The following is a 22,788-nucleotide window of genomic DNA, read 5'->3' as shown; positions in this document are numbered from 1 at the left end:
TGAAATGGCCCGCACAAAGCAAGCGCCATGCTATCAGATGGCCATAAAATAGCGCTTTACACGAGATGTTCCAAGGTCAGGGTCACCCAGTGGCACAGAATCCGCGACCGCTAAGGCTGAAGTCGTGAGAGGCTTGGTTGTATGCGGTACCACTGGCGAAGCCGCGGCAATGAGCAAGGATGAGCAGCTCGCGGTACTGGATGCAGTTCTGCAGATCGCCCAGCCTGGCCAAGTGATCATGGGACTTGCGGGCAACAACCTGCAGGAAGTCCTGGCATTCCAGGAGAAGATCCAGAGCCGTAATATTGCCGGCGTCCTAGTCCCAGCCCCCTATTACATCCGCCCCTCTCAGGAAGGCATCGAATTTTTCTTTCAGCGTGTGGCGGACGCTGCGACCGTCCCTGTCGTTGTCTACGACATCCCCTATCGAACTGGCGTGAAGATCGAGCGGGAAACCATCAGACGGATCGTGCGCCACTCGCACATTGGCGCGGTGAAGGACTGCAGTGGCGATATCGAAACGACGATTGCGCTAATCACCGATGGTGAGGTTGAGGTGCTGACTGGCGAAGACCTCCAGATTCTGACAAATCTTGCTCTGGGCGGAGCTGGCGCAATCTCCGCTTCGGCACACGTTCGTGCAGATCTCTATGTTCGCCTCTTGAAGGAGATGGATAGTGGTGAGCTGAAGGCCGCCAGATCAACGTTCTATCGGCTACTGCCCTGGATACAGACGGCCATCTCCGAGCCGAATCCAGCAGTGATAAAGGCGGCGCTTTACGACCAAAACTCGATTGCAAACGAGCTGCTTGAGCCCATGCAATCGTGCTCGACTCAGATGGAAGAGCTTATCAGAATCGTGCTTGTGGGTCTGACTGAGTCACACAATCGTTTGACTGCATAGGCAAGGCATATCCTTTTAAAAACGTGGTGTCCGCCTGTAGGCACCACGCATGAAGGGGGATATGTAGCTGCGCTTTCCATTGACTAACCTAGTCAGTTACGAACAGCCAACGCGGTCAATATTGTCGCGCTCAGGAGCAAAGCACTACTGGTGAAGAAGGCAGCTTGGTATCCATGTCCATCATAAAGCAGGCCGCCTACGGTCGCCCCCAGGGTGATAGCCAATTGGATCACCGCTACCATCAACCCACCACCTGCTTCAGCATCCCGCGGCATAGCTTTGGTCAACCAAGTGAACCAGCCGACTGGAGCACATGTAGCGACTAGCCCCCACAGGCCAAGTAATGCACCAACAGGTATAACCCATGCCCCCGCCTCCACCACTGCAATGGCGAGACCAGTCATGATCAGGGGTATGCCCACGAGCACCCGATTTAGACTTCGGGTCACTAGGGGGCCAACCAACATCGTTCCAAGCAATCCTGCTGTCCCAATGATCAAAAGCAGCAGCGACAACGTGGTGACATCTACGAGCGTTACCGTCTCCAGGAATGGTCTCAAATAGGTGTAGAGCATGAACTGCCCCATGAAGAGCAATGCCACCGCTGCCATGCCCAAAGCTACCTTGCTATTTCCGAGTAAGCGCAGCGAGCCACCAGCCGATCCCGCTCTCCGCTCACTCGTCATCGCGGGCAGAGTGAAGACTTGCCAGAGCAACGCGGCAGCAGCAAGTGGCAGAACACAGAGGAATGCACCTCTCCACCCTATCAAGCCACCCAAATAACTCCCTACCGGGGCAGCGATCGCCGTAGCCAATGCAGTACCGCCCTGCATCACAGCAATCGCCTTGGGGACGAATGCTTCGGGCGCTATACGCATCATCACTGCAGTCGACATCGACCAGTATCCACCAATGGCAATTCCCAGCACCGCGCGCCCTACCATCAACGTCAGGTAGTTCGGAGCAAACGCCACCATGCCACCGGATACGAGCATCAATGCCGTAGTAGCAAGGAGAACAGGCTTACGGTCGAAACCTTGGGTAATCCTCGACAGCCATAGACTTGTCACAACGGCGAAGAAGCCGGATATCGAAATGGCCTGCCCGGCCTGGCCTTCGGTCAGCGACAAATCAGCAGCCATCGGGGTAAGCAGGCTCACCGGTAGGAATTCTGAAGCGACTAAGGCGAAGGCACACAGGGACATCGCCAGAACGGCGCTCCAGACATGTCGGTTTGAATGCTGAAGAGATAATGCTGAGCTGGTCATAGCAGTTCTCGATTTACCATTTTCAAAGACGCAGATGCCCAGACCCTGCAGATAGGCTGGGCGGGAGTAATCAGCGGGTGTTACTTGAGGTTTTCGCGGAAGAAGGTGCTCAGCTTGCTAAAGGGGATCAACTCCACGCGATCGTAAAGATCGACATGGCCGGCGCCTGGCACGATCACCAGCTCCTTAGGTTCACCGGCAAGGTGATAGGCTTCTTCGCTGAACTCGAGGGAGTGAGCATTTTCTCCCGCGATGAAGAGCATCGGACGGGGCGAGATCGTCTCGATGTCGTTAAACGGATAGAAGTTCATGAACCTGACGTTGCTACTCAGCGTCGGGTGCGTTGTCAGCCGTGGCGACAGGCCCTTCGGCGTGAATTCACCCCGAGGCGTCCGGTAAAAGTCGTAAAACTCTCGCTCGATGGCATTGGAGGTGCTGGTCAGCTTTTCAACAGTGCCGCTGGTGTACTGGGTGTCTCCACCTGCAAACTCGACATCTCGTTGAGCGGCCGCGGCAGCGATAGCCTGCTTGCGCTGCTCCACCGTCACGGCATGTTTGAGGCCATTACGGTTTGCGGCGCCCATGTCATACATACTTACCGTCGCAATTGCTTTCATGCGTGGGTCGATCTTGGCCGCGCTGATCGCGAAGCTGCCGCTACCGCAGATACCCAGAACGCCGATCCGGTTGCGATCGACGAAGCCTTGAGACCCGAGGTAGTCGACCGCAGCACTGAAGTCTTCTGCGTAAATGTCTGGCGAAACCAGGTTGCGCGGACGTCCCTCACTTTCGCCCCAGAATGAAAGATCGATCGCCAGTGTCACGAAACCCTGCTCAGCCAGCTTCTGCGCGTACAGATTGGAGCTTTGCTCCTTCACGGCGCCCATCGGGTGGCCGACGATGATGGCGGGATATCGGGTCGAGGGGTTGAGGTTTTTGGGAACAAACAGGTTCCCTACCGTGTTCATCTGAAACTGGTTCTTGAACGAAACCCGCTCCAGTGAAACCTGTTCGCTCTTGTAGAAGTTGTTGGCTCCATGGGACATGTCGGCGGCTCCAGCAGTGAGAGAACTGGCCATCAAGGCAAACGCTATGATCAAAGACTTCATGCATTTCTTCCTGTCTGCTCGAAATGGATTAGGTATGAGTTGCGAACGCTGCGAGGCAACGTACACCTCCCAACTGCCGCCCATCTTCCTGGCTGACACCGCTGGATCAGTAGAGTAAACGGCTAGTTTTCTTGCCTAAATCTCCAAGACTTGCTGACAGATCGTGTACAACCGTCGTGCGAGGCGTACTGTGTTGGGACGAGAAGATTGGAAGCTTGCCCATGTCCACCACTCTAAAAACGCCACTCCTAGATAACCCTATGGACACGCTCTGCAGGGTGATCGGAGCGCACGCAAAAACCGCAGGTGACTTCCCTACAGCCATTGCAGATCTGAGCGTTTACCGGCGCAATGAGCCTGCCCCTCCGATCACATGCATCGTCGAGCCAAGCATTGTTTTGGTCGCACAGGGCGCTAAGGAAATGGTCATCGGAGGAGATGCCTTCCCCTACGACACAACTCGATTTCTGGTCACCTCGCTAAATATTCCCGCTCACTCTGCGGTAACGATTGCCAGCGACGACGCCCCTTGCCTGGGGCTGGTGTTCAAGCTCGATCTTCGGACACTGGCTGAATTGATCGCGCAGGATGGCCGGCTTCCTTCGAGTGGACATGGCCTCCAAGCAAGTGCCGGTGTAGGCGCGATGAGCTCCAAGCTGCTCGAGAGCTTCACTCGTTTGATTGAGCTCCTGGAGGAGCCCGATGCAATACCCGTCCTCTGGCCCTTGATCCAGCGTGAAATCCACTACCGACTGTTGCTGAGTGACCAGGCACCGCTGCTGAGGAACATCGCCTCGATCGGAAGCAAGGGACATAGGATTGCGAAAGCAATCGACTGGATGAAGCTGAATTATTCAACGCCGCTGCGAGTGGACGAACTGGCTTCACAGGTTCAAATGGGGCTCTCAACCTTCCATCAGCATTTTCGTCAGCTCACCGCAATGAGTCCTCTCCAGTACCAGAAATGGTTGAGGCTGAACGAGGCCAAGCGACTGATGCTGAATGAAAACCTGGATGCTGCCACTGCAGCCTTCAAGGTCGGCTATGAAAGCCCCTCGCAGTTCAGTCGCGAATATGGGCGCCAGTTCGGAACACCACCAAAAACGGACATAGCTGCACTGCGCCGCGGCGTCTCAAAGGTCTAGGTTTGATTCCAATAGCAGCTTATTGTGCTTACTGAAAGTCGCTGGGCATTGGTGTCGCTTCGAGAAGCCTCGCTACCCGAGCAACGTGAATCACTCACAAAAAAATGGAGAGCAGAGTGTGCTCGCGGTTTCCTGTGTCGGTGGCCAGTCGTTGGGTAACCAATCCCAGCTTCGAGGGTTCGATGTCCAGCGCATCAAGGGGATCGAATTCGAAGCTGTATTCTTCGAGCTTATCGAAGCGCAACCTACTCAATTTGAGTGATTCCTTTTATGTGGGTGCTACTAAGGCGGCGATCTACCTCGGTATGGACTGTCATTAGGAACCACCACCGAGTCTCGAAAACCTGCCCTGCCCCCGCTCGGGGCTGGTAAAAAAATCAGGCAAGTTAGGGCAGAAAATCAGATCTTTTGCTAAATAGGAGCTTAGCCATGCAGTACACAGCCAATCAACTTACGGGTGATGTAGGAGAACTTATTGTAAAAAAAGCATTTGGAATGCTGTTTGGATGGCCATATAGACGACAAGAAATCGATCTAGGGATAGATGCTGAATTCGAGACTTTGCTTGAGGGGAACTCAGCCTCTGGCAGAATCGTAAAAGTTCAAGTAAAAGCCACATCCGAATCCTTTGTCGACGGCATTAACACCATCTACCCAAAGCCTGAGCACATTGAGTATTGGAAGAGATTTTCAGTCCCAGTAATACTATGCACAGTGAGCACGAAAACCGAAGAAATTCTTTGGAAAGTCATAGACCCAGAGATCGACTATTCAACAATTAAAGGCGCCAAGGTTGACTTCGACAGAGTGGCGGACAAGCTAGACATATCTGCAAAATCTAAGCTCGAGAGTATCGCAACATTCGGAAACAGTATTATACTCCACCTGGCGAGCACCACATCACGTTCCATAGACCGTTTTTTCGATGAGCGCGGAAATGGTTACATTTCGATAGAGAGCCCATCTTCCCTGGAACAGCACGACGCCAATGAAGAAGCCATAGGCATCTTATACAAGCTGATCAGGCTAAACAAAGGCCGTGTACCGCAACACGTTGTTCAAATGGTGGACAATATGAATCGCCTCTGGAATCAATTAGACCTTGAATTGCACAGACAAAAGACGGCAGATTTCTATTGATATACCAGCACCTCCGCCTGGCGTGAGTCTTGAAAGATTGATGATCTTGTAAACGCGGGCATCGTAAGCGGAGCGCGCAGGCCGGCGGCCGGAGGCGTGCAGGATGGAAGCCCGCAGGGCCGAGCCCCGCAAAATGCGGGGCTCGGTTCACGACAGCCTGGCCGCGCAGCGGCACGCCCAAGCTACCAATCTCAAGCAAACCCCCTTACTTATGGAGCTTACTGAAACGCTCAATCACGACACTCGGAGCAACGCTTGGCCAGGCTTCCAGATTCGCTGATTTACGCCAAAAATCAATAGCGCACCAAAGGAAAAACAATCCAGGAATTGCCCCACCCAGCATTGAATAGCTGTGTAAAACGGGTATAGCCCCCGTCGTAGGGTGTTTTGCGAGCACTGGTAGAAGCGCAAGAAGAAACACGGCCACGTAAGCCACCGCGAACCAGATAGCCCCATAAACCATCATGTACACCGGCGTCGCTAAGCGAAGCTTCGTCAGGCTGCGGATCCGACCACCTTCCTCTTTAAATGCATAGATCACGCCCGTGTTCTTAAGCTTGTTTCGAGACTTCTTGTACACACAGTAAAAATCGTAATGCTTGCCCGCCTCAATCTCTTCGTAAAGCTTAATTGGAACGTCAGTATTCGGAATGAGAACACCATCAATCTTCATGATCACTCGAACACTTCCTTCTTTATGCTCGAAGACTCGAATATCCTCTAGCTTCCCAGAGACCTTGATGTAATCAGCAATTGCCACGATATAACTCCTGTCAAGAAAACACCCAGAACCTGGCGATAGGCAAAGGGAGAGCGCAAGCAGCTCCGAACTGAAGCTACTTTTTGAAAAATTTGGACTTAGTGAGCAACTCCGCGAAGCGGCGTGCCCAAAAACGATGTGCCAGCCTACACCATGGTTTTCAACCCACTTCACTTCCATCGTGTACTGGACACAAGGTACGAACCCACCTACCAGACACTCGCTTACCCGGCGCTCCACAATCTCGCAGGTTCACAGAGACAGCTGAGCAGCAACACTCACTGCACCATGGCAGTAGTCGTCGCCCCCGTCGTAGGAGAAATGGAGCTCGCCGAATTTGGACTTGATCTGCGCAACCGTCACCGGCACCACGCCTGGATGCCGATCCGAGTGCTCCTGCAGGGTGTCGCACAGCGCCAAGGAATCCCTCTCCATCCTGGACTGCAGTAGATATCGTCCACACCAGGATCAGAGAACAACCGCGGATACCGGGCCCTGAATTCATCGATCGAAATCTCTGATAGCGCAGCTGGCAACACCATAATTCTCACCTAGCTAGAAGAGTCTCAAGCCACAGCCATCTGCAGGAAATCCCGCAGAGAATTCCGACCGCCCTCTCGACGAAACGCAGCCATCACATAGCGGCTACCCTCCACAGTGGTCAGCACCCAAAACCGTCCTTCCTTCTCCAGCCGATCGACCTTTGCCGTCTGAACGACACGACCATCAGCATAACGGCCTGCAGGGTCGTCACCTTCGAATCCAAACACCACTCCTCCACCTGCCCGAGACATGATGAAAGCATCTGTTAGGTAGGCGGTAACAGGCGCAGCGAACCCTTGCTCCATCGCCCGGGCGATTCGCAGCAGATCGAAGTCAGAGTGCCGCTTACCGTGAAATTTGAGCTTGATGGATGTGGCCATTGAGTGTCCTTACAACCTGGACTCTTAGCACGTAGCTGCGTGAGGAGCGCTCCAGACGCAGTGCCACGATGCTTAAAAGAAAGAGAAGATGGTTTTGAGGTTGGCCTTCTGACGACGTCCAGAGCCTAGCAGCACGTAGACAGTGTTCCTCGTCGCGGCGAACACCCCATCCACGAATGAGGCACACATGGTCGACCGAACCCAGCCACCAGGTGGGAAACGCCCCTCACTGTCGTCAACAACGCAGTGGGCGAATACGATAAGAGGCACCAGGCCTACAGCCTTCACCTTGGCCAACTCATCCTCGGTTAGGTCAGCCTCGAACAGCGTCCAGTCTTCGACGATGCAGTACGACCTACGTGGGAAGCGCTCGACAACCAGAGCACGAGCAGCTTCAACAGACAGCTCAAGGCCCGCGGCCGGAACACAGTTATCTGATAGCAGCTCACTCTCGACTGAGCTTTCGAGCTTACCTTCGCTCATTGCAAGCTCCTCTTCGCGCTCAGGGCGTCGTACAAAACCCGCATCTTGGTGAGCGACGCTACATCCAGATTCGTACGGTACGAATCGTGGTAAACAGAACCACCGTCAACCGTAACGACGCAGACACTGTCACCATCCTGGTCATCTCCGATCGCCAGGCCCTTCACCTTCTCCATCCGCCATGCACCGCTACCATTCATGCTCGCTGGGGTGACAACCTGAATCTCTTTGACGAAAACCTCCTCGTCCTGGGACTGGAGGACTTGCTGCAATTTCAGCTCGTCATTGACCATGAGCTCAAACTCATGGCCCTTGCCCTGCCCGACCATCACTACCGAGAGATGGAACCAGTGCTTTCGGAGCATTCGGGTCACGGCATGCCAATGAGCAAGCCCCTCACCAAACATCCCTGGGAGGCCTGCCATATCATTGTTGTCTGTTCTGAACATCGATCATCTCGGTGAAGCCATCGCCGAGGCGATGCATTGAAAATTTGAGGTCAGTCGCTTGCTGCGGCTGTGTGCGCACTCTTCTCACCCGACACCAGCGGGATCAGGGCATAGGCGCATATGGCAACGCCAGCGGCACGTGGCCCCGAAAACTCAAGACCCCGCGTGCATCATCGAGATGCATGACCGTGAGAGCCTAGCTTGGAAGATTTTCCATAAATTGGCAGAGCCTGAACCGGGTCGCACTGCCCCCGTGTGCAAGCAAAGGGCCTAGGGGATTGCATTTGCAGGGAATATATTCCATGGATTGAAATTAATCAATGTGGCTCTATCCTCAGCTTTGGGGAGTCGTCATGCCACTCAGAGAGTCATTAGCCGCAATCCTCCGGCTTGTGAGGATTTCGCGCGGCCTCACCAAGGACGACTTCCAGGGAGCAGTTGACTCAAAGCACGTGTACAACATCGAGAACGCTCGTAGCAGCGTGACACTCGATACGCTAGAGCTCCTGGCCTCAGTGCTTGAGGTTGACGCCCTCACCCTAATCACAGTCGCAGCAAGCCTAGACCGTGGGTTGACCCACGCAGAACTGCTTAAGCATCTGGGTGAACAAGGAGAGCTATTGGCTGAAAAAGGCGTGCTTACTAAATGGGCAAGTCAGTTTCAGGACGGAGCTCTGATACCCATGGAGGCTGGCAGAAAGACACCCCTTCCCAAGGTTGAGGCTATCCAGGCTTGCCGAGCGAGGGGACTAAATCAGAAAGATACGGCGACTGAACTCGGTCTTTCTACTTCGACGGTGAGCCGGAACTGGAACAAAAGTGCTGAGTAGATGCCACGGCCATCGTTGCCGAAGGGCCGACAGATGTTGTGAGTAGATCATCGGGAAAGGGAATGGGTAGCGCCCTCCTCTCGGTCGAGATGATCATTCCTCTTTCCAGGACTCAACCACCGGGCGACCATGGGTCGCCTTCCACTCCTTGAGCTTTTTGTGGTTAGTCCCCTTGGTCTCCACCACCTCACCAGTAAACGGATTCCGATAGCGCATTAGAGCCCTACCCTTCCGAACATTTGAATTAGACTTCTCTTTAGACGTGAATACTTGCAAAGCCTCAAAAAATTCGCCCGCATCAAAATCGTTTCCAAACAGATGCCCCGGATCCATCATGGCAAAGGCATCATTTAGATCGAATTGGTATTTCTTCCTTAGCTCATTAAACTCAGCAACGAAAGCTATCTCATTTGCAAGCTCGTCGCTTGCCTGAAGGCGAGAGAGCTCCACAAGCTTCGCATCTATTTCTTCTTTCAAGCGAAGTAACCGGGCAGTCGCCGGTTCCGACTCCCCTGATATTGTGGCTGACTCGTGATTAATTGGTTTATTCATGGATTGCATTCTAAATTAATCCAAAAATTCACGAGACTTTCGATCAGCTCTATTACGCCGCGTACGCCGCGAACAAAAATTTTCAGAATAGACCTGAGCTAAAGCCCCTCCTGGAGCTGTAGCAAGACTCTCCTGCACTATCATCTGACGCTTGATAATTCCTATCGCTTGCTGAGGTGCATAGCCATAGCGCTCCAGAAGCACATTGAGCTCGCGATCAAAATCCATATCAAGGTGATAGTTCGGATCACTTGACTCACTTTCAGCAAGGTCATTCAGCACTTGTGAAAGAACAAATTGTGCCTTTTTGTATTTCAGTAGAGCATGTGACCTAGCCATAATGTGTGCCTACTGCCCAAATTAATATAGTGGCCTGCAGATTGGTCAGCCTATGAATAGCTGAATCTCACTATCGACACCCTCCAGTGTGCTTACAACCACCATTCAAACTGTTGTAGCACTGCCTTCCAACCGCATCAATAGTGGCACCGCCATCAATAAAACTGATGAATTAACGTGCCGCTGCCCAAAGCCCATTGCCTGCCGGTATCTATCCTTTCGATAAATAGCCTATGGGAGACCGGATGCAACCCTTGCCGGAACACCAAGTCAGCGGCGGCACTGTCAATTTATAGCATATGTTTAGCTAGGGCGCTCAGAACCCCTGCTTACCAAAAATAGACTCGCGTAGAATAAATTCAGCATATTCAATGAGTTATGCTTCGGCAATACAGTGATATTCTGAGGTCTCGCGGTTACCCTTGCTGAAATAGTGAGAAATTCAGGCGTCCCGCAGCCAATAGAGTCAGGCTATGATGAGGTGAAACGTTAACACAAGGGATCAAGCAGATGGACAAGAAGCAGGCTTAGCAGAGGAAGACCACAGCTCTAAGGGCGCGTAGATAGCAGGCCGGGAATAATCTGTCGCCTAGGCTCACTACACGGAAGTTTATCCGAACAACCAGTGTAGGTGTTTCACATCACCAGCATACAGACGTCTGCTAGCTAAACGTCTAAATTCCAGCAGATGGTATGGCTGAAAACAAACGGCGAGAGCTCGCAACTCCCCTGCGTCTTTAGGGAATGGAGAATTAGTAAAATATAATACCCTGCTTATAAATTGAACATCTTGAGAGCTCAACAACCCGTATGCACATCCAATAAAAAGATAACTTAATGCTACATCCCTTGGGAGTGACATTTCAACTCCTGCCGTAAGCTCCGCCATCGTAGGTGATCTGAACGGCAGCATGGAGATTTCCATAGCAGCTCGACCAGCACTCCAGAACCATTGCCCAACTCCCCCTTTGCACCTGTAAAAAGGGCGAAAAAGGAAAAAACCTAACAAAAATTCCAAACAATATATTGACGGCCGCGCATCAGTTGGCCGTTCAGCAGCTGAGCTTACCCAACGCATCACTCGCCAAACAATTCGACAGAGTCTTTGTTCAACACTTCCAGTATCAGACAAAGACGTCAGTCGCTGGACAAAATGGTTACCGAAAATAAAGTTACCAGTGACGGCGTGCTGACTGAAGGCAAGCCAGGCCCTGCCCATCTGATCCTTGCTAGCGACCGGTAGGCGCTGGAGCAACACCATATCTTCATGTGCAACACAAAAGCAATTTCCGCGGGTTCTCCACGCCCTGCGCCAGCCGGGTGCATGCATACTGGCGATGTCATCAGCCAAACACTGCGGGCAGTAATTCAGGCTCCTAGAATGGTTGACGGTTGGGGCTGGGAGAATAAATGTCGCGGCCAACGCTTGATGATTTCGCTCCGGGAACAAAGACATAAACGCCTTATGCTCGTATAAGCTGTCTACATCTCCGCCGCCCCCCAATTTTGCCATGCCTCGACAGTCATTAAGAAAATCACTGTGTATTTGCGCCACATGGGAATTGGTCGCGTTTCTGGAAAGCCACGACGATAAGGTTTCATCATGGAGCGGTTTAATCAAGTTTTGCATCAGAGCGCGTGCTCTCATCTCATGCCTCCTACACCAATAGCAGCTGGTAAGTCATAACAGCTGAAGGCCAGCGCAAAGGTCTCGCACAACATCTGCAGTGATTCCAATGCTTCCCTTGGAAAAACGGTGTATCGCTGTGACATCCACCATCGGATCTGTCATACCCTGTCCCTGCCGGTAATGAGCGATCAGACCTCCCACGAAAGCATGATAATGATCGTCATTAGGCATCGGCTTGAGATGATAACTAATAGCCATCACTCCCGTTGTTTCGGCCATTCGGGCCACCGGCTCTAGAGTATTGGCGATACCAAACACGAAGACGTGGCGCTTGTTGGGAAACTCCGTGAGTTGAAACAGCCTTTCAAAGTTTCGCTTCTTGACCGTTTTAGCACAGGTAAAATAATCGTGGCCATCATCCACAAAGACAGCTTGGTAGCCTCTAAGCGCCACTACGGCATCATAAGGTCTTGAGGCTAGTTCGTTGCTCCAGAACTCATCCGTCACCAATGGCACTTCCAGCGTTTGCAAAAAGTGATTCCGAAGGTTGGTGTTGCTACCCCAAGGGGTACCGGGAAGCGCTAGAGACCTAATGCCCTGGCGCTTCGCATAATGATGTAGCCTGTTAGCCAGTGCCGATGCGCCTGCTCGAGGTGCGCCCATCACGAAGATCAGGCGCCCTTGCGGCTCACTCACTTCCGTACTGCCCCTCAGGAGTGCCTCACACTCCTGAAGGACGGACTGATTCCCCGAGCAATCAAGCCATCGCGGCCGCATCACATCGTTCCGTTCGGAGCATAGAAAACCAATGCTTCATTGTAGCTGTCTATAATGACCTGTTCATTGATGCATTCGATCTCATGCTTGATCGCGTAAACCGCCGCGTCAGTCAACACCCGCTTGATATCACGGGTGAGTTGCCCGCCCAGCCTCATCAGCAGATTCTGCATTTCCACGCTGTCGATCACAGAAGGCTTTCGCAGAGGAAGCAGCCTCATATAACCATTGAGAAAACGCGAAAAATCAACGGATTCAGCATCCCAATCCACCATATCAATACGACCGAACCTTGAAGGCAGTTGATCGTTCTTCCTGATAAAGCTGATTACGCCCGGGGTGCCAACGAGCATGACACTTAAGCCGATGTCAGGATTGGACATTCCGCGCAGATAGATCCTGTTGTTTTCCGCAAAATAAGTGGCAGCCACCAACGCGTTGGCCTCGTCTAAAATGATCAGCCTCCAGCCAAGCTCTTCGATCTTGGCCCTAATGCGTTTGACCCCGTCAGGATTGGCCATTCTGTGGGCAGGTTGACTGAAGCCGAGCAATGATGGCAGCAACTCCGTAAGATCCAGGCGACGCCCCCCGAAGGGCGCCAAATCCACTGTCACAACTGGTGTGCTGTCCGGCGTATTGCACGCAGAAGCAACGGCTTTGACCAGCGACGACTTTCCGATGCCCGTATTCCCTACCAATACTCGGCAGACGTTGGTACCGCCACGCTCAATGCGAATTATCTGCTTCGCGTCTTCAATGACGCGTTTTGAAAAGTCGGTATAGACAAAGAAGTTCTTCTTGCAATAGTCGATACGCTCTTCGTCCGACAAATTTGCAATAAGGGCAGTTTTGGGAGCAAGATGATCGTACATTTTGGGCCTCCGAGAGGCTGAACGAATCAAGCTAAAAGCGATCCCAGGGGCTGGAGGAGTTTTCCTGACACTAGGATCGCAATTGACGTGGTTAAATACCTGATCAGGGACGAATGCTCCGGGCCGACTCCAAGCATGGAGGCAACCGCTCAGATGCGGGTACAGCCATTTCAGACCCTGCAGCGAACATGCCTCTGCAACGCTCGCTGTCGACGAGGAAGGCACGGTGAACCGAGCCAGTCATTCTACCTCCTCCCCGTCATACGGCTTGACGATACGAGTGAAGTCCCTCCGTTCGGCTTTGATCACCCGAAGAGGAGCAGGACGCTCACGCGGGGTTGGGCCCTCAAGTAAATCCAGCTCATGCGCAATCACTTCACTGGATTTCAGCAACGCAAGCTCCTTGTACTTCTGCAGGGAATTTGTACGGGCTTTGCGTGCAGCGAGACCATGGGCACCAAGAGTTCCTGGCCTCGGACGAAGAGCATTATTGATCTGCAGCTCGGCGAGGGTTTCAGGCGGATTGCCTCTTGCTGCAGCCTCCTCCCACTCCCCCTCCAACAATATGTAAACGCGCGAAAGATTGGCGTTGTCGTATTTAACCCGAACCTTTTTACCGACCATCTCCCTGAGTAAGGGAGTGTGGTAGAAGATATTATGAATACTCACGCCGGCAGACTGCACCTTCCGAGTAACTTCCGGAAGAATTTCGATGACAAAATGGCGCAGGTTGTGCACCAGCTTTGGCGCTACTGGATTACCATCCTTATCCTTCATCCCCTCCTCCCAGCGCTGGCGAGGGGTCTTATGGTCTTCGCCACCAACCGTGTCGTGATACTCGCAGATGCCCAGTGTTAGCTCTCGGATGAACTCGCCGAGCGTCAGCAAGGCATGCTTAGCCGGATCATAATCTCGATCTTTCCGAGGCCGAGCTGCAGTCCCACCAGGAAGAACACGAATCGTACCAATGTTCAACGTACCAAAGAGCCGCTCGCAAATGCCACCTTCCTGCTTCTCCCTGCGATAACGAACTTTGATGTTCTGAAGCACGCATGCACTGTAGAGGTTTTTTGAACGGAACTCCCTAGCGTTATCCATGAAAAGCTCGATCATCACACCCCAGAACGGATACTCATGATCCTGCAGCCCAAGCTTTTTCATGAACTCCTCTTTGCTCGTAACAGCATGCCTCAGGGCACAGGCAACGCTGCCCAGTGACGGGTACCTGAAGCTCACGTAAAAGCCAACAATGACCTTGGTCTTGGCGCAAACTATGAGAGTAAACCAAGGGCGACCAACCACCTTCGAGCGGTCATCCTGTGCGCAGAGGAAGACATCAGCAAGTGTATGATCCATCTGCGCCTGCTCAAGCGGCTTGAAAAACTCTCGGGTGCCGGCCCTGAGTTTGAAGTGATCCACGGCATAGTCTTTGCCATGAGATGACCGAGCCAGGTCAAGATTGGGGTACTCGGCAATTCGGTCGCACACGGTTTCATACGCCGGCGGTGATTCGTTTGCATCGCGGCAAGCTTCCTGCACGCCTTTCCAAACATTCCTTTTAGAAGGACTTTCACCAACCCACCAGATACCAAGTTGCTCCTTGATTATCTGCTCCACCTTCTCCGAGATCATCTGCGTGCCAACCTTTCGGCCACGCGCCTGGCCAAACAATGACGCAACACCAATCTTCGGGTCGTAACAACGCTTGACTTCATAGTATTGGCTAAGAGACAGTTTGCATTTTTTGGCGGCCTCCTTGGCACTAATATCTCCTGCCAATTCAGCTGAAATAGCATTATAACGCTCTTGAGCCTTTTCCTGTCGCTTCAGGCTTACATTATCAGTATCGACGGGCTCCAGAATTTCAGCATGCTCTTCCGCCTGCTTCTGGAAAGTATCCGCCAAAACGTGTGCATCAACCATCCTGACCAAAGAAGGCTCGACCAAAATAGCCTTCTCACTGTCAAATTGACGAAGCACAAACTTATGACTGCTCGGATCAACTGATTGTATTATCCAAAGCTTCTTCTCATACATGCATGCTTGCAACATGATGACCTCCCACTATTACCCGGGCCAATATTAAGTTCGCCAAAAATAATTTGGCGAACTTTAAATAAAATCACGGACAATAAAATTATCCGCACCCAGCCACACAGAGGCCCCATTCAAAACTAGCGCAGCGAGAGTAGCCCGGAATCTTATGCCGAGAGAGTTTAGAAATTACCTTGAGAATTTTCTGGCACATGATGCTCTCCTCATTCCACCCCTATAGACAGGCATATAAGAAGAGATCAGTAGGGAAGCGCCACTAAATGACTAAACGAAACGCTTTGCGAGTGCTTTCACGTAACGCTTGTGCATGGTGTCTTCTAGGTGCCCGAGTACACACCTATAACAGAACCTTAGGGAAAGTCAAATTGAAATTCCGACCCTGAAATAGTAGAATTCAAGATAACGATTTAATACAATAGATTACGTTGTAATACCTGACCGATCGGACATTAATAATAAACAAGAAATTCATTATAGTTTTTTCTGGTTTATAGATCTGACATAGCTGAAAGTGCCTAGCCACCTGGCGGATGGGCGAGTCCGGGGTTCAGAGGCAGCTCACATCAGTCCTGTCCAATCCCACATACCTCCGGTCAAATCCCCACAAACCCCCGTTCCACCAACCCACAATCGATGCGACTAGGCTACGTGCCTTCTCTGGAGGCCCCGGCCTCTCTGGGCTGAGCAGGTATCGGCCATCCAGAAACTGGATTAGTTTGCAGAGCTCGTACTTAAGCGTCCGCTCGACTTAAGTTGTGGGCCTACCTTCGGTCTGTGCTGTGTGATGAGCCCGGATCGCGTGGAGAGCTTGCTGCAACACCTGCCCTCCAAGCTCCGGCATACACAGGATTGTTCGCTTCATAATGTGGTAGGTTAAGTGATTGCGCTGCCTGGAGGGGATTCCTCTGCGTCCCTAGCCTAGTTAGCGGGAGCAAAACACAGATATTCCAACTCCATGCCTGCCATGGACTCCTGCGAAAGCGCCAGCTCTCGTGCCAGCATGTCATTGACCCGTGGGATATTCACCTTCCCCAGCCACTCGCGGGCGACATGCTGCTTTGTATAGTCCTGGGGTTTATCCCACTCCTCGGCAACGATGTCGTCAATGGAGCTCAATGACGGTACTACGATGCCATGTGCCTTAGCTGTTAGGGTATTCATCCATCCCTGCGGATCATAGTCGGGGAAGCAAATGATCTGCTTAACCCCTGAGAGTGCCCTGGTGACAGCTGCCGGTGTGATCTGGGGACTCCCACGAAAAACCAGAGGAAGGTGCTGCACCTCACTGGGCCATCGATATTCGTGCGCTGCGAACATGACAGCCTGGTTCTCTACCAACAGAACCGCCTCCAAACCGTGTAGCTCTTCAGCAGGAACACTGAGGCTGCCGCCAACCGGGTGGCTGAACCTGCCGGAGGCCAATTGCAGGTGGCCTGACACGGATGCAACCATCACAATCCGATCTCCGGTTTTCAGACGAGCAAGTTTCTCATTGCGTGATTTCTTGGCAACGGCGATACGGTCACCTTCAAGCTCTTCAAGGCTGACGATCAACGCATCCACACCAGCCTCCCTTTTGAGCATCATGCGAACGGTGTGCAGCTCGACCTCAGTCAGTGCAAGGTGATTACTGCCCAGCTTGGTGCCGATGTTGTAATCCTTATTTAGCTTCGACCAGGTTGCGTTGATCTGCACCCTACGCGCGTCCTGCCGAATTGCTATCACTACAGGCTTGATTGCTCTGATTGTACTGAAAATGCTCATAGCCGCCCCACTCTCTCAAGAATCAAATCCAGGACACGTCGGTTGGCAGATACGCGTAGATAGGGGGCATAGATCGGGCTCAAACGATAGTTCAGCTGCTTGTGCCGCACCTTGCTAACAGCGGACTGCAGACTCACGTAGCCATCCAGCGCATACAGCCATATGCTCAGGGAAATCTCTGGGTCGCCATGCTCTCTCCAATACGCAGAAGCTGACTGAGGTCGCTTGGTTTCCTTCAAACTCTCGAGCATGCGCTTCAAATGCTCACGTGCGAAGGGCTTTTCGAGCTCCTTGGGAGGCTCGCTGCTGGGGGCTACAAGATTCGACTCACGAGGCTTAGCGGGTTCTTCTACGAGACGCACCTTGGGTGGCGGGAGTGAAGCGATCAAAAGCTCCAGTTCTTGAAGGCTTTCTCCTGCCTCGACATCGCAGTAAACGCTGCCGGCAAGCGCCATCTTCGCTGCAGGAGTCCAGTTCGCTCCGTCCTGTCTGTCGAATAGGGGATCTAGATCGATAGTGTTCCCTGCCTGAAGGAATAGGTCGACAGCGTGAGCTACCTGACGCATGTGGTTGCGTTTTCGAACCGTTAGACTCAAGCGGTCTAGGCGTCCAATCATCTCGTCCAGGGCAAAACGATTGCGAGAAACGGCACTGAGCAGATAATCGATGAGTATTCGCCGTACCGCACGATCGTTGCCAGCAAGTTGGGTTAGCCCAACGTGCGTGAACTTGCCCAGCTTGTCATGCAGCCGCTTGAGACGACCGATTGCATTGTTGATGTCCCGCAAGCGATCCTTGAACCGCGGCGAGAAACCGTAGCCGCCCTCAATGAACGCTCGTGTCTGGGCGTGCTCATTTCGCAGGTGGTTAACTACCTGCCGGCAACTGTACGTCAGACGCTTTAGGTGCCGCTCGGCCTCAGTGTATGAGTCGTTTTCCTTAGCATCATGGTACGCCTCACAGTGAGCCTGAATGGCAAACAACGACTCTGCAAGGTCGGGCGCAATCCGATCAAATCCCTGAAGGGCGATCTGCGCACCAACGTCCAGCAATAAGCTACTGAGGTAGTAGAGCCCATCGTCCTCTTCGATCAAGCCCTTTGACATGAGAAAGGAAATGCCCTTCGTACGCCGATCGGGCAGAGCTATACCCTCCTCGTCAGCAATCGACAATGCCTCGAGGAAAGGGGCATTCCGAGTGAGAGCATCGCCCAGCTCACTCCAGTCTTCCGCCTTCACAGGTCGAGTCCTCCTTGCTGATCCCCATCAGTACGTTCGCTCTCTCCGACGTCCAGGCTTAACGAGTTGTACTCAGCGATCCAAGCCAAGATGGTGTGTACGTAGCCCATCTTCCCTGTGGCCACGTAGTTGGCAGACTCACTGTTACGCTTAACGATATACCCCGCGTCAGCCAAGGCACGCAGCACCAATTTCAGTCGATCGTTATTGTCCTTGCCGCTCTTGGACTTGTTGAAGAAATCGTATCCACTCAAGTCCCAGAGCTGAGTACGGTAAGTAGGGTGGTTTTCGATCGAGTCAAGCATGTCGGCGAACGAGATGACGTCCCCTGGCGCCAGGCAGGTCTCGCTGCGCCCTGCCCGGTTGATCAGGCGGATGAACTCCAAGCACGGGCGGATCTGATCACGCAACTCCACCAGTTGCAGGGTCGCAGACTCTCGATCATCTGCCTCGGACAGATCAACGAAACGCGCAAAAAAGGTATCGGGAGCCTCGGGCTCGCCGAGGGTAGCCAATTTTCTGCCTAGCGGCTTCAATGCCCTCTCAACAGCCTCCACAAATTCTCCGTTACGCAAGTGGCGATGGAACTCTGGGTAGGCGTATTGGCAAATGAAGCTGCCGGCCAGCAGCTTGGTTAGCACATCCCTCAGTGGACTCACAGTGCATCCTCCCCGTCTTCGTGGCCAAGCGCAGCATTGAGGTCATCAAGTTCGTCATGTTCCTCGATGCCGTACTCTTTCACTACGATGGAGTCGGTATCTGGCCGTCGCTCCAGGCTGTATCGGTTGTTGAATTGGCGAAGCAGCTCCGGGGCGCCACCAGGGAAGCACGCCAGCATGGAGAGCCCGCGCTCGTTAAAGTAATTGACCAGGGCAACGTAGTTTTCTGGAGAGAGCTCCAAAGCTTCATCGATCGGGATGGACATCTGGAAGTCAGCTTCATTGCGCAGCAGCTCAAACAGCGAGACGTAGATCATGGCCACGATGATCTTGGTGAGGCCGGTGCTACTGAGATGGATCAATTCAGCGTTGTTTGTCGCGACCTTAACCCGCCCTTGGTCATTGCAGGTGACTGACACATCGAAGCAGTCCGATAGCTTGGACGTGAAGGCACCGTCTTTAATCTGACGCTCGATGGTACGCAGCGCCTCCATAAAGCTGTCCGAGGGGATTTGCTCAATGGGAACAGAGGCCCAACGCCGGTACTGCTGCTCATAGTTTGTCAGATCATCCCAGAAGGACATGTTGTGGATCCGCGAGGTCACCTTGAACTCGAACTGCCGAATTTGCGCAAAGGCGCTGAGGACTTCACTCGCTTTCTCCGTCGCATCGCGGCCCAGCTTCTGAATGCTTCGGTGCAGTTGCTGAAGCTTCGATCGGTTGTCGCAGAGCTCGTCAGAGAGATTCTTTGCCTGGATGATCAGCTTCGTCTTCTGGTCAGGGTGTGAGATCTCGAGATACTCATGAAGGTTCGGAGCGGCCTCTAGCCAAGCGAACTCAAGCTCAATGGCTGCATGCGCTGCATGGTTCATGATTTGTTCGAAGGCAGCACCCTGAGGGGTGTGCATCAGACTATCTCTCAGGAAATGTCTATGCATCTCGCGGTAAAGAGCTGAACCTTTGCGGTGACAGTCATTGCGCCGGTATTTGAGCTTTGCCACCTCATCTTCAATGTCGGACGCTCTCACAGTTGGGCTGAGGTGTGCCTCCACGGCTGACTCAAACTGGCTGAGTTCGCGCTGCACACGTAATGCAGCGCTCATTTCTAGCCCGTCCTCATGCCCTTCAGTCGCCAAAGCTTTTCTGCGGACACTGATAGATTTCTGCACAGCTTGTATTTCTGCTCGCCACTGCTCGATTGAGCGGTCGATTCGTTCAAGCTCGGCCTTGGTGTGTGCAAGCTTAGCCCTGTACTCCGGGGCCGCCGGTACGGAGTCTTTCATCCACAAACGATAACTGTCGATCAACGACTCGACGCCCTGCAGTTGCTTGACCTGCTTTTCTAGCTCGTCAATCTCAGACGCGAGTCGCTTGCTCTCGGAGTCATCCACCCCAGCGGCCTTGAGCCGAGCTTCCATGTCACGCTTTGCTTGCTCTAGCTCTGCGGCCAACGTGGTATCAATGTGCTCCTTTGCAGTAGTCAACTCCAACTCTGCATCTCGCTGAGCATCAGTCAGGTGCTTTTGGGCAGCATCGCCTTCGGCACCAATATCGCTAAGCTCGCGTTCGTGGCGCACATTGAGGGCGGCTATCTGATTCACGATCTGATGCAGACGCGCTTTCCCTTCGGCGACCCGCTCAGCATAAATCTGTAGCTCGCGCTCAACCTCTTCGCGGGCGCGATCCATTAGTCCAGCGTGGTCACCTTTCAATGTTTGCAGCTCAAGGGCTGCATTGCTCAGGTCTTTTTGCGCGGCTGACAGCTTGAGGGCGTGTTGACGCAGGCGGTCTTCCACGTTGCGCTGTTGTTTCTCTAGCAAATCAATCTCTGAGCCAAGTGCTTGGATCTGTGAGGTCAGTGTGACGATCTCGTCCTCAAGAACCTTAATACTCGCGATGGAAGCTTGGGGGAGTACCTCAAGGTTGAGTTCAACGCCGTACAGGCTCTTCTGATCCTGGTCGATCAACGCAGGATTTAAGTCAGTACGCATTAGCGTTTCTACAGGGATTAGCCGAGCGATGTCTTCTTCCCAAGTGGAATGATTTTGCCGGAGAAATCCAAGGAGCGTCTCGGCGCTCGCGTTGATTTGGGCCTTCAGTGCCTCGCGTTGAGCGCCTAGCACCTCCTTGCGGTGTTGCAATCCATTGTATTCCGCAGCCCGGGCGTCACGCTCCTGGTTTAGTGCATTGCCGTCTGTTGCAATCGACGCGACACTCCTCTGGCGCTCTCCGACAACCTCCAGCTGCTCGTTGATAGCCTGTTGAGAGAGATCCAGTTCTCGCTGTGTGCTGGGTAGCGCCGAAAGGGCCTTGAGGTGAGCCTCCTGAGCGATCGCGCACGAATTCGCGTCCGTTGCATTCAGTTGCTCCTGTTGGAGCTCCGTGAGCTCCGCTAATTGAGCTGCACGAGTCTCCTGCAGCAGTTGATCTTGTGTCTCACGCAGTCGCTCACCCCGTGCTTTTAGGGCCTGCCCTGCTCCTACGTATTTCTGGAATGCAGCGTCCCGGGCAGCTGCGGCAGTCTCTTTAACGGAGGCTTCTCGCTCTTTGTAGACGCTGCGGATATCTGCACCTTCGCGATTGAGATTGATCGCGTGATCCCGCTTCTGGTTTAACTGAGCACGGATTTCGGGGAGCTTGTCGAATTTCTGTGAAAGCTCTTGGGTGCCCTCCTGCTCGTACCAGTTTCGCTTGTCTTCGAAGCGAGCGAGCCAGGCGTCGAGGTCTGACAACGTGGCCTTGACTTCGCTTTTCTCAGCATTGAAAACACCCATCCTCAACTGGTACTGATTCTGCAGCTCTTGATCCTCCTCGTTGATCTCCGCCTGTGCGATGTCACGGGCGTTCTGACGCTCCTTCAATTTCTCCTCGATCATCAGCATACGGCGCTTCTGCGTGCCCAATTGGCGCAAGATCGCTCGATACTCATGGGCCTGCAGGTACAGTTCAGAGATACTGGGCTTCAATGACTCCATGAGTAGGTAACCCGCCCGGTTGTCAATCACACTGCGGAAGGGTTGCGCATTGAGCATCATGAGTGTGCGGCTCGGATCCTCATTGTCCTGCTGGAGGATTTCGGACATGGTCGCTTTCATCGTATCGAAGGTGCCACCACTCTCGATGAGCGCTAGCGTGACGTAGTCGATCCCATTGAAGTCCTTGCGCTTGGGCGCAAGCGAGAAACCCGAACGGAGCCCGACAATCAGCTTGCGCTTGCCAGCGTCGGCAATCCTCTCCAGGTGGGCCGTGCCGCTGTTGAACTGGATGATTTGTCGGTAGTGATAAGGCTGCAGCTCCGGAGAGCACATGACGCCTTGTTGCGTCAGATGGTGGTGCAGATCCCCTGGCAGTACCAGATGACCTGACTCGTAATCGCGATAGAGGAGCTCCTGGTGCCAGCCGCTTGAGACGAGCCTATACGAGTAGCTATCCCCGCTGCGATGCATGATGGCGCACCGCGGCTGGTCGGCATGGTTGAGATACTCAAAGACGATGAAACTAGATGCACGCGGCAAGTACCAGTTCGCGAAGCTTTCACGGTTGGCGCCGGCTTTGACCAAACGACCTGGAGAAGCGCCATAGAACACCGGGATCAGCTTGATAAAAGATGACTTCCCGATACCATTCTCACCGGTGACACTGGTGTTCCCTTCCATGACCAGTTCCGCCTTTGCTCCCGCACAAAGCGAATCAATCAGTACGATCTTGACTAACTGTGACATCGAACGCCTCTCTGGCTAAACCGTGTGGCGGTACCCTCTCCTGAGTATTGGCAACCGCTCCTGATACGCGCCAATTGGTTCCCATGGCGCTTGCTCTCGGCATCAACCATATGTAGATATAGGTGACGCATCTACAGTGTTTACGCATACAGGTAAACTTTTCGAGCAC

Annotated in this window: 21 protein-coding genes and 1 pseudogene; 4 read left to right on the top strand and 18 right to left on the bottom strand. The window is 53.1% G+C overall.

What is annotated here, in order from left to right; genetic code table 11:
• Positions 1-124: 124 nt before the first annotated feature.
• Positions 125-904 (top strand): annotated as a pseudogene (locus ACIP21_RS20150) (dihydrodipicolinate synthase family protein); the annotation flags it as partial.
• Positions 905-996: 92 nt separating this feature from the next.
• On the opposite strand, the gene ACIP21_RS20145 reads toward ACIP21_RS20150, so the two are convergent.
• Both ACIP21_RS20145 and ACIP21_RS20140 read right to left on the bottom strand, forming a co-directional pair.
• The gene (locus tag ACIP21_RS20145) at positions 997-2,172 is read right to left on the bottom strand and encodes an MFS transporter (RefSeq protein ID WP_400691120.1); all 1,176 of its coding nucleotides are present in this window, start codon (positions 2,170-2,172) and stop codon (positions 997-999) included.
• A gap of 80 nt (positions 2,173-2,252) precedes the next feature.
• Positions 2,253-3,281 carry an alpha/beta hydrolase gene (locus ACIP21_RS20140; protein ID WP_400691118.1) on the bottom strand — a complete coding sequence of 343 codons (1,029 nt, stop codon included), beginning with the start codon at positions 3,279-3,281 and terminating at the stop codon, positions 2,253-2,255.
• A gap of 221 nt (positions 3,282-3,502) precedes the next feature.
• Here ACIP21_RS20140 and ACIP21_RS20135 point away from each other — a divergent pair, with 221 nt between their 5' ends.
• Positions 3,503-4,426, top strand: a complete 924-nt coding sequence (locus ACIP21_RS20135; RefSeq protein WP_400691115.1) for an AraC family transcriptional regulator N-terminal domain-containing protein — start codon at positions 3,503-3,505, stop codon at positions 4,424-4,426.
• Positions 4,427-4,520: 94 nt separating this feature from the next.
• On the opposite strand, the gene ACIP21_RS20130 is transcribed toward ACIP21_RS20135, so the two are convergent.
• Positions 4,521-4,679, bottom strand: coding sequence for a hypothetical protein (locus ACIP21_RS20130; RefSeq protein WP_400691112.1), 159 nt, complete (start codon positions 4,677-4,679; stop codon positions 4,521-4,523).
• A gap of 176 nt (positions 4,680-4,855) precedes the next feature.
• Here ACIP21_RS20130 and ACIP21_RS20125 point away from each other — a divergent pair, with 176 nt between their 5' ends.
• Complete coding sequence (locus ACIP21_RS20125; protein ID WP_400691109.1) at positions 4,856-5,566, top strand: DUF4365 domain-containing protein; 711 nt, start codon at positions 4,856-4,858, stop codon at positions 5,564-5,566.
• Between the two features lie 205 nt (positions 5,567-5,771).
• On the opposite strand, the gene ACIP21_RS20120 is transcribed toward ACIP21_RS20125, so the two are convergent.
• The 5 genes from ACIP21_RS20120 to ACIP21_RS20100 form a co-directional block, all read right to left on the bottom strand.
• On the bottom strand, positions 5,772-6,326 hold the full coding sequence (locus tag ACIP21_RS20120) for a hypothetical protein (RefSeq protein ID WP_400691106.1): 555 nt from the start codon (positions 6,324-6,326) through the stop codon (positions 5,772-5,774).
• Between the two features lie 252 nt (positions 6,327-6,578).
• On the bottom strand, positions 6,579-6,746 hold the full coding sequence (locus ACIP21_RS20115) for a hypothetical protein (protein WP_400691103.1): 168 nt from the start codon (positions 6,744-6,746) through the stop codon (positions 6,579-6,581).
• Positions 6,747-6,892: 146 nt separating this feature from the next.
• Entirely contained in the window at positions 6,893-7,249 is a 357-nt protein-coding gene (locus ACIP21_RS20110; RefSeq protein ID WP_400691100.1) for a hypothetical protein, read from the bottom strand.
• 72 nt (positions 7,250-7,321) lie between these two features.
• The gene (locus ACIP21_RS20105) at positions 7,322-7,732 is read right to left on the bottom strand and encodes a DUF6957 family protein (RefSeq protein ID WP_400691097.1); all 411 of its coding nucleotides are present in this window, start codon (positions 7,730-7,732) and stop codon (positions 7,322-7,324) included.
• The gene (locus tag ACIP21_RS20100; protein ID WP_400691094.1) at positions 7,729-8,181 is read right to left on the bottom strand and encodes a hypothetical protein; all 453 of its coding nucleotides are present in this window, start codon (positions 8,179-8,181) and stop codon (positions 7,729-7,731) included. Before ACIP21_RS20100 ends, ACIP21_RS20105 begins: the two co-directional genes overlap by 4 nt.
• Positions 8,182-8,534: 353 nt before the next feature.
• On the opposite strand from ACIP21_RS20100, the gene ACIP21_RS20095 reads away from it, so the two are divergent.
• The gene (locus tag ACIP21_RS20095) at positions 8,535-9,011 is read left to right on the top strand and encodes a helix-turn-helix domain-containing protein (protein WP_400691092.1); all 477 of its coding nucleotides are present in this window, start codon (positions 8,535-8,537) and stop codon (positions 9,009-9,011) included.
• A 93-nt stretch (positions 9,012-9,104) separates the two neighbouring features.
• On the opposite strand, the gene ACIP21_RS20090 is transcribed toward ACIP21_RS20095, so the two are convergent.
• The 10 genes from ACIP21_RS20090 to ACIP21_RS20045 form a co-directional block, all read right to left on the bottom strand.
• Positions 9,105-9,563: a histone-like nucleoid-structuring protein, MvaT/MvaU family gene (locus ACIP21_RS20090; RefSeq protein WP_400691090.1), complete on the bottom strand. Its 459-nt coding sequence runs from the start codon at positions 9,561-9,563 to the stop codon at positions 9,105-9,107.
• 15 nt (positions 9,564-9,578) lie between these two features.
• Positions 9,579-9,902: a hypothetical protein gene (locus tag ACIP21_RS20085; RefSeq protein ID WP_400691088.1), complete on the bottom strand. Its 324-nt coding sequence runs from the start codon at positions 9,900-9,902 to the stop codon at positions 9,579-9,581.
• A gap of 610 nt (positions 9,903-10,512) precedes the next feature.
• The gene (locus ACIP21_RS20080) at positions 10,513-11,532 is read right to left on the bottom strand and encodes a TniQ family protein (RefSeq protein WP_400691085.1); all 1,020 of its coding nucleotides are present in this window, start codon (positions 11,530-11,532) and stop codon (positions 10,513-10,515) included.
• A 51-nt stretch (positions 11,533-11,583) separates the two neighbouring features.
• Entirely contained in the window at positions 11,584-12,063 is a 480-nt protein-coding gene (locus ACIP21_RS20075) for a hypothetical protein (protein WP_400691083.1), read from the bottom strand.
• A gap of 245 nt (positions 12,064-12,308) precedes the next feature.
• The gene (locus ACIP21_RS20070) at positions 12,309-13,181 is read right to left on the bottom strand and encodes a TniB family NTP-binding protein (protein WP_400691080.1); all 873 of its coding nucleotides are present in this window, start codon (positions 13,179-13,181) and stop codon (positions 12,309-12,311) included.
• A 240-nt stretch (positions 13,182-13,421) separates the two neighbouring features.
• Entirely contained in the window at positions 13,422-15,233 is a 1,812-nt protein-coding gene (locus ACIP21_RS20065; RefSeq protein WP_400691077.1) for a Mu transposase C-terminal domain-containing protein, read from the bottom strand.
• A gap of 921 nt (positions 15,234-16,154) precedes the next feature.
• Positions 16,155-17,000, bottom strand: a complete 846-nt coding sequence (locus ACIP21_RS20060; RefSeq protein WP_400691074.1) for a hypothetical protein — start codon at positions 16,998-17,000, stop codon at positions 16,155-16,157.
• Positions 16,997-18,238, bottom strand: a complete 1,242-nt coding sequence (locus ACIP21_RS20055; RefSeq protein ID WP_400691071.1) for a hypothetical protein — start codon at positions 18,236-18,238, stop codon at positions 16,997-16,999. The genes ACIP21_RS20060 and ACIP21_RS20055 overlap by 4 nt, the downstream gene beginning before the upstream one ends.
• Positions 18,235-18,879, bottom strand: coding sequence for a hypothetical protein (locus tag ACIP21_RS20050; protein ID WP_400691067.1), 645 nt, complete (start codon positions 18,877-18,879; stop codon positions 18,235-18,237). The genes ACIP21_RS20055 and ACIP21_RS20050 overlap by 4 nt, the downstream gene beginning before the upstream one ends.
• A gap of 14 nt (positions 18,880-18,893) precedes the next feature.
• Entirely contained in the window at positions 18,894-22,619 is a 3,726-nt protein-coding gene (locus tag ACIP21_RS20045; RefSeq protein WP_400691064.1) for an ATP-binding protein, read from the bottom strand.
• Positions 22,620-22,788 lie beyond the last annotated feature (169 nt).

It is taken from the genome of Pseudomonas sp. NPDC089401 (assembly GCF_044749485.1).
Taxonomy (GTDB): domain Bacteria; phylum Pseudomonadota; class Gammaproteobacteria; order Pseudomonadales; family Pseudomonadaceae; genus Aquipseudomonas.
Note: the sequence above shows the minus strand (reverse complement) of the source record. Positions and strands in the feature narration are given on the sequence as shown.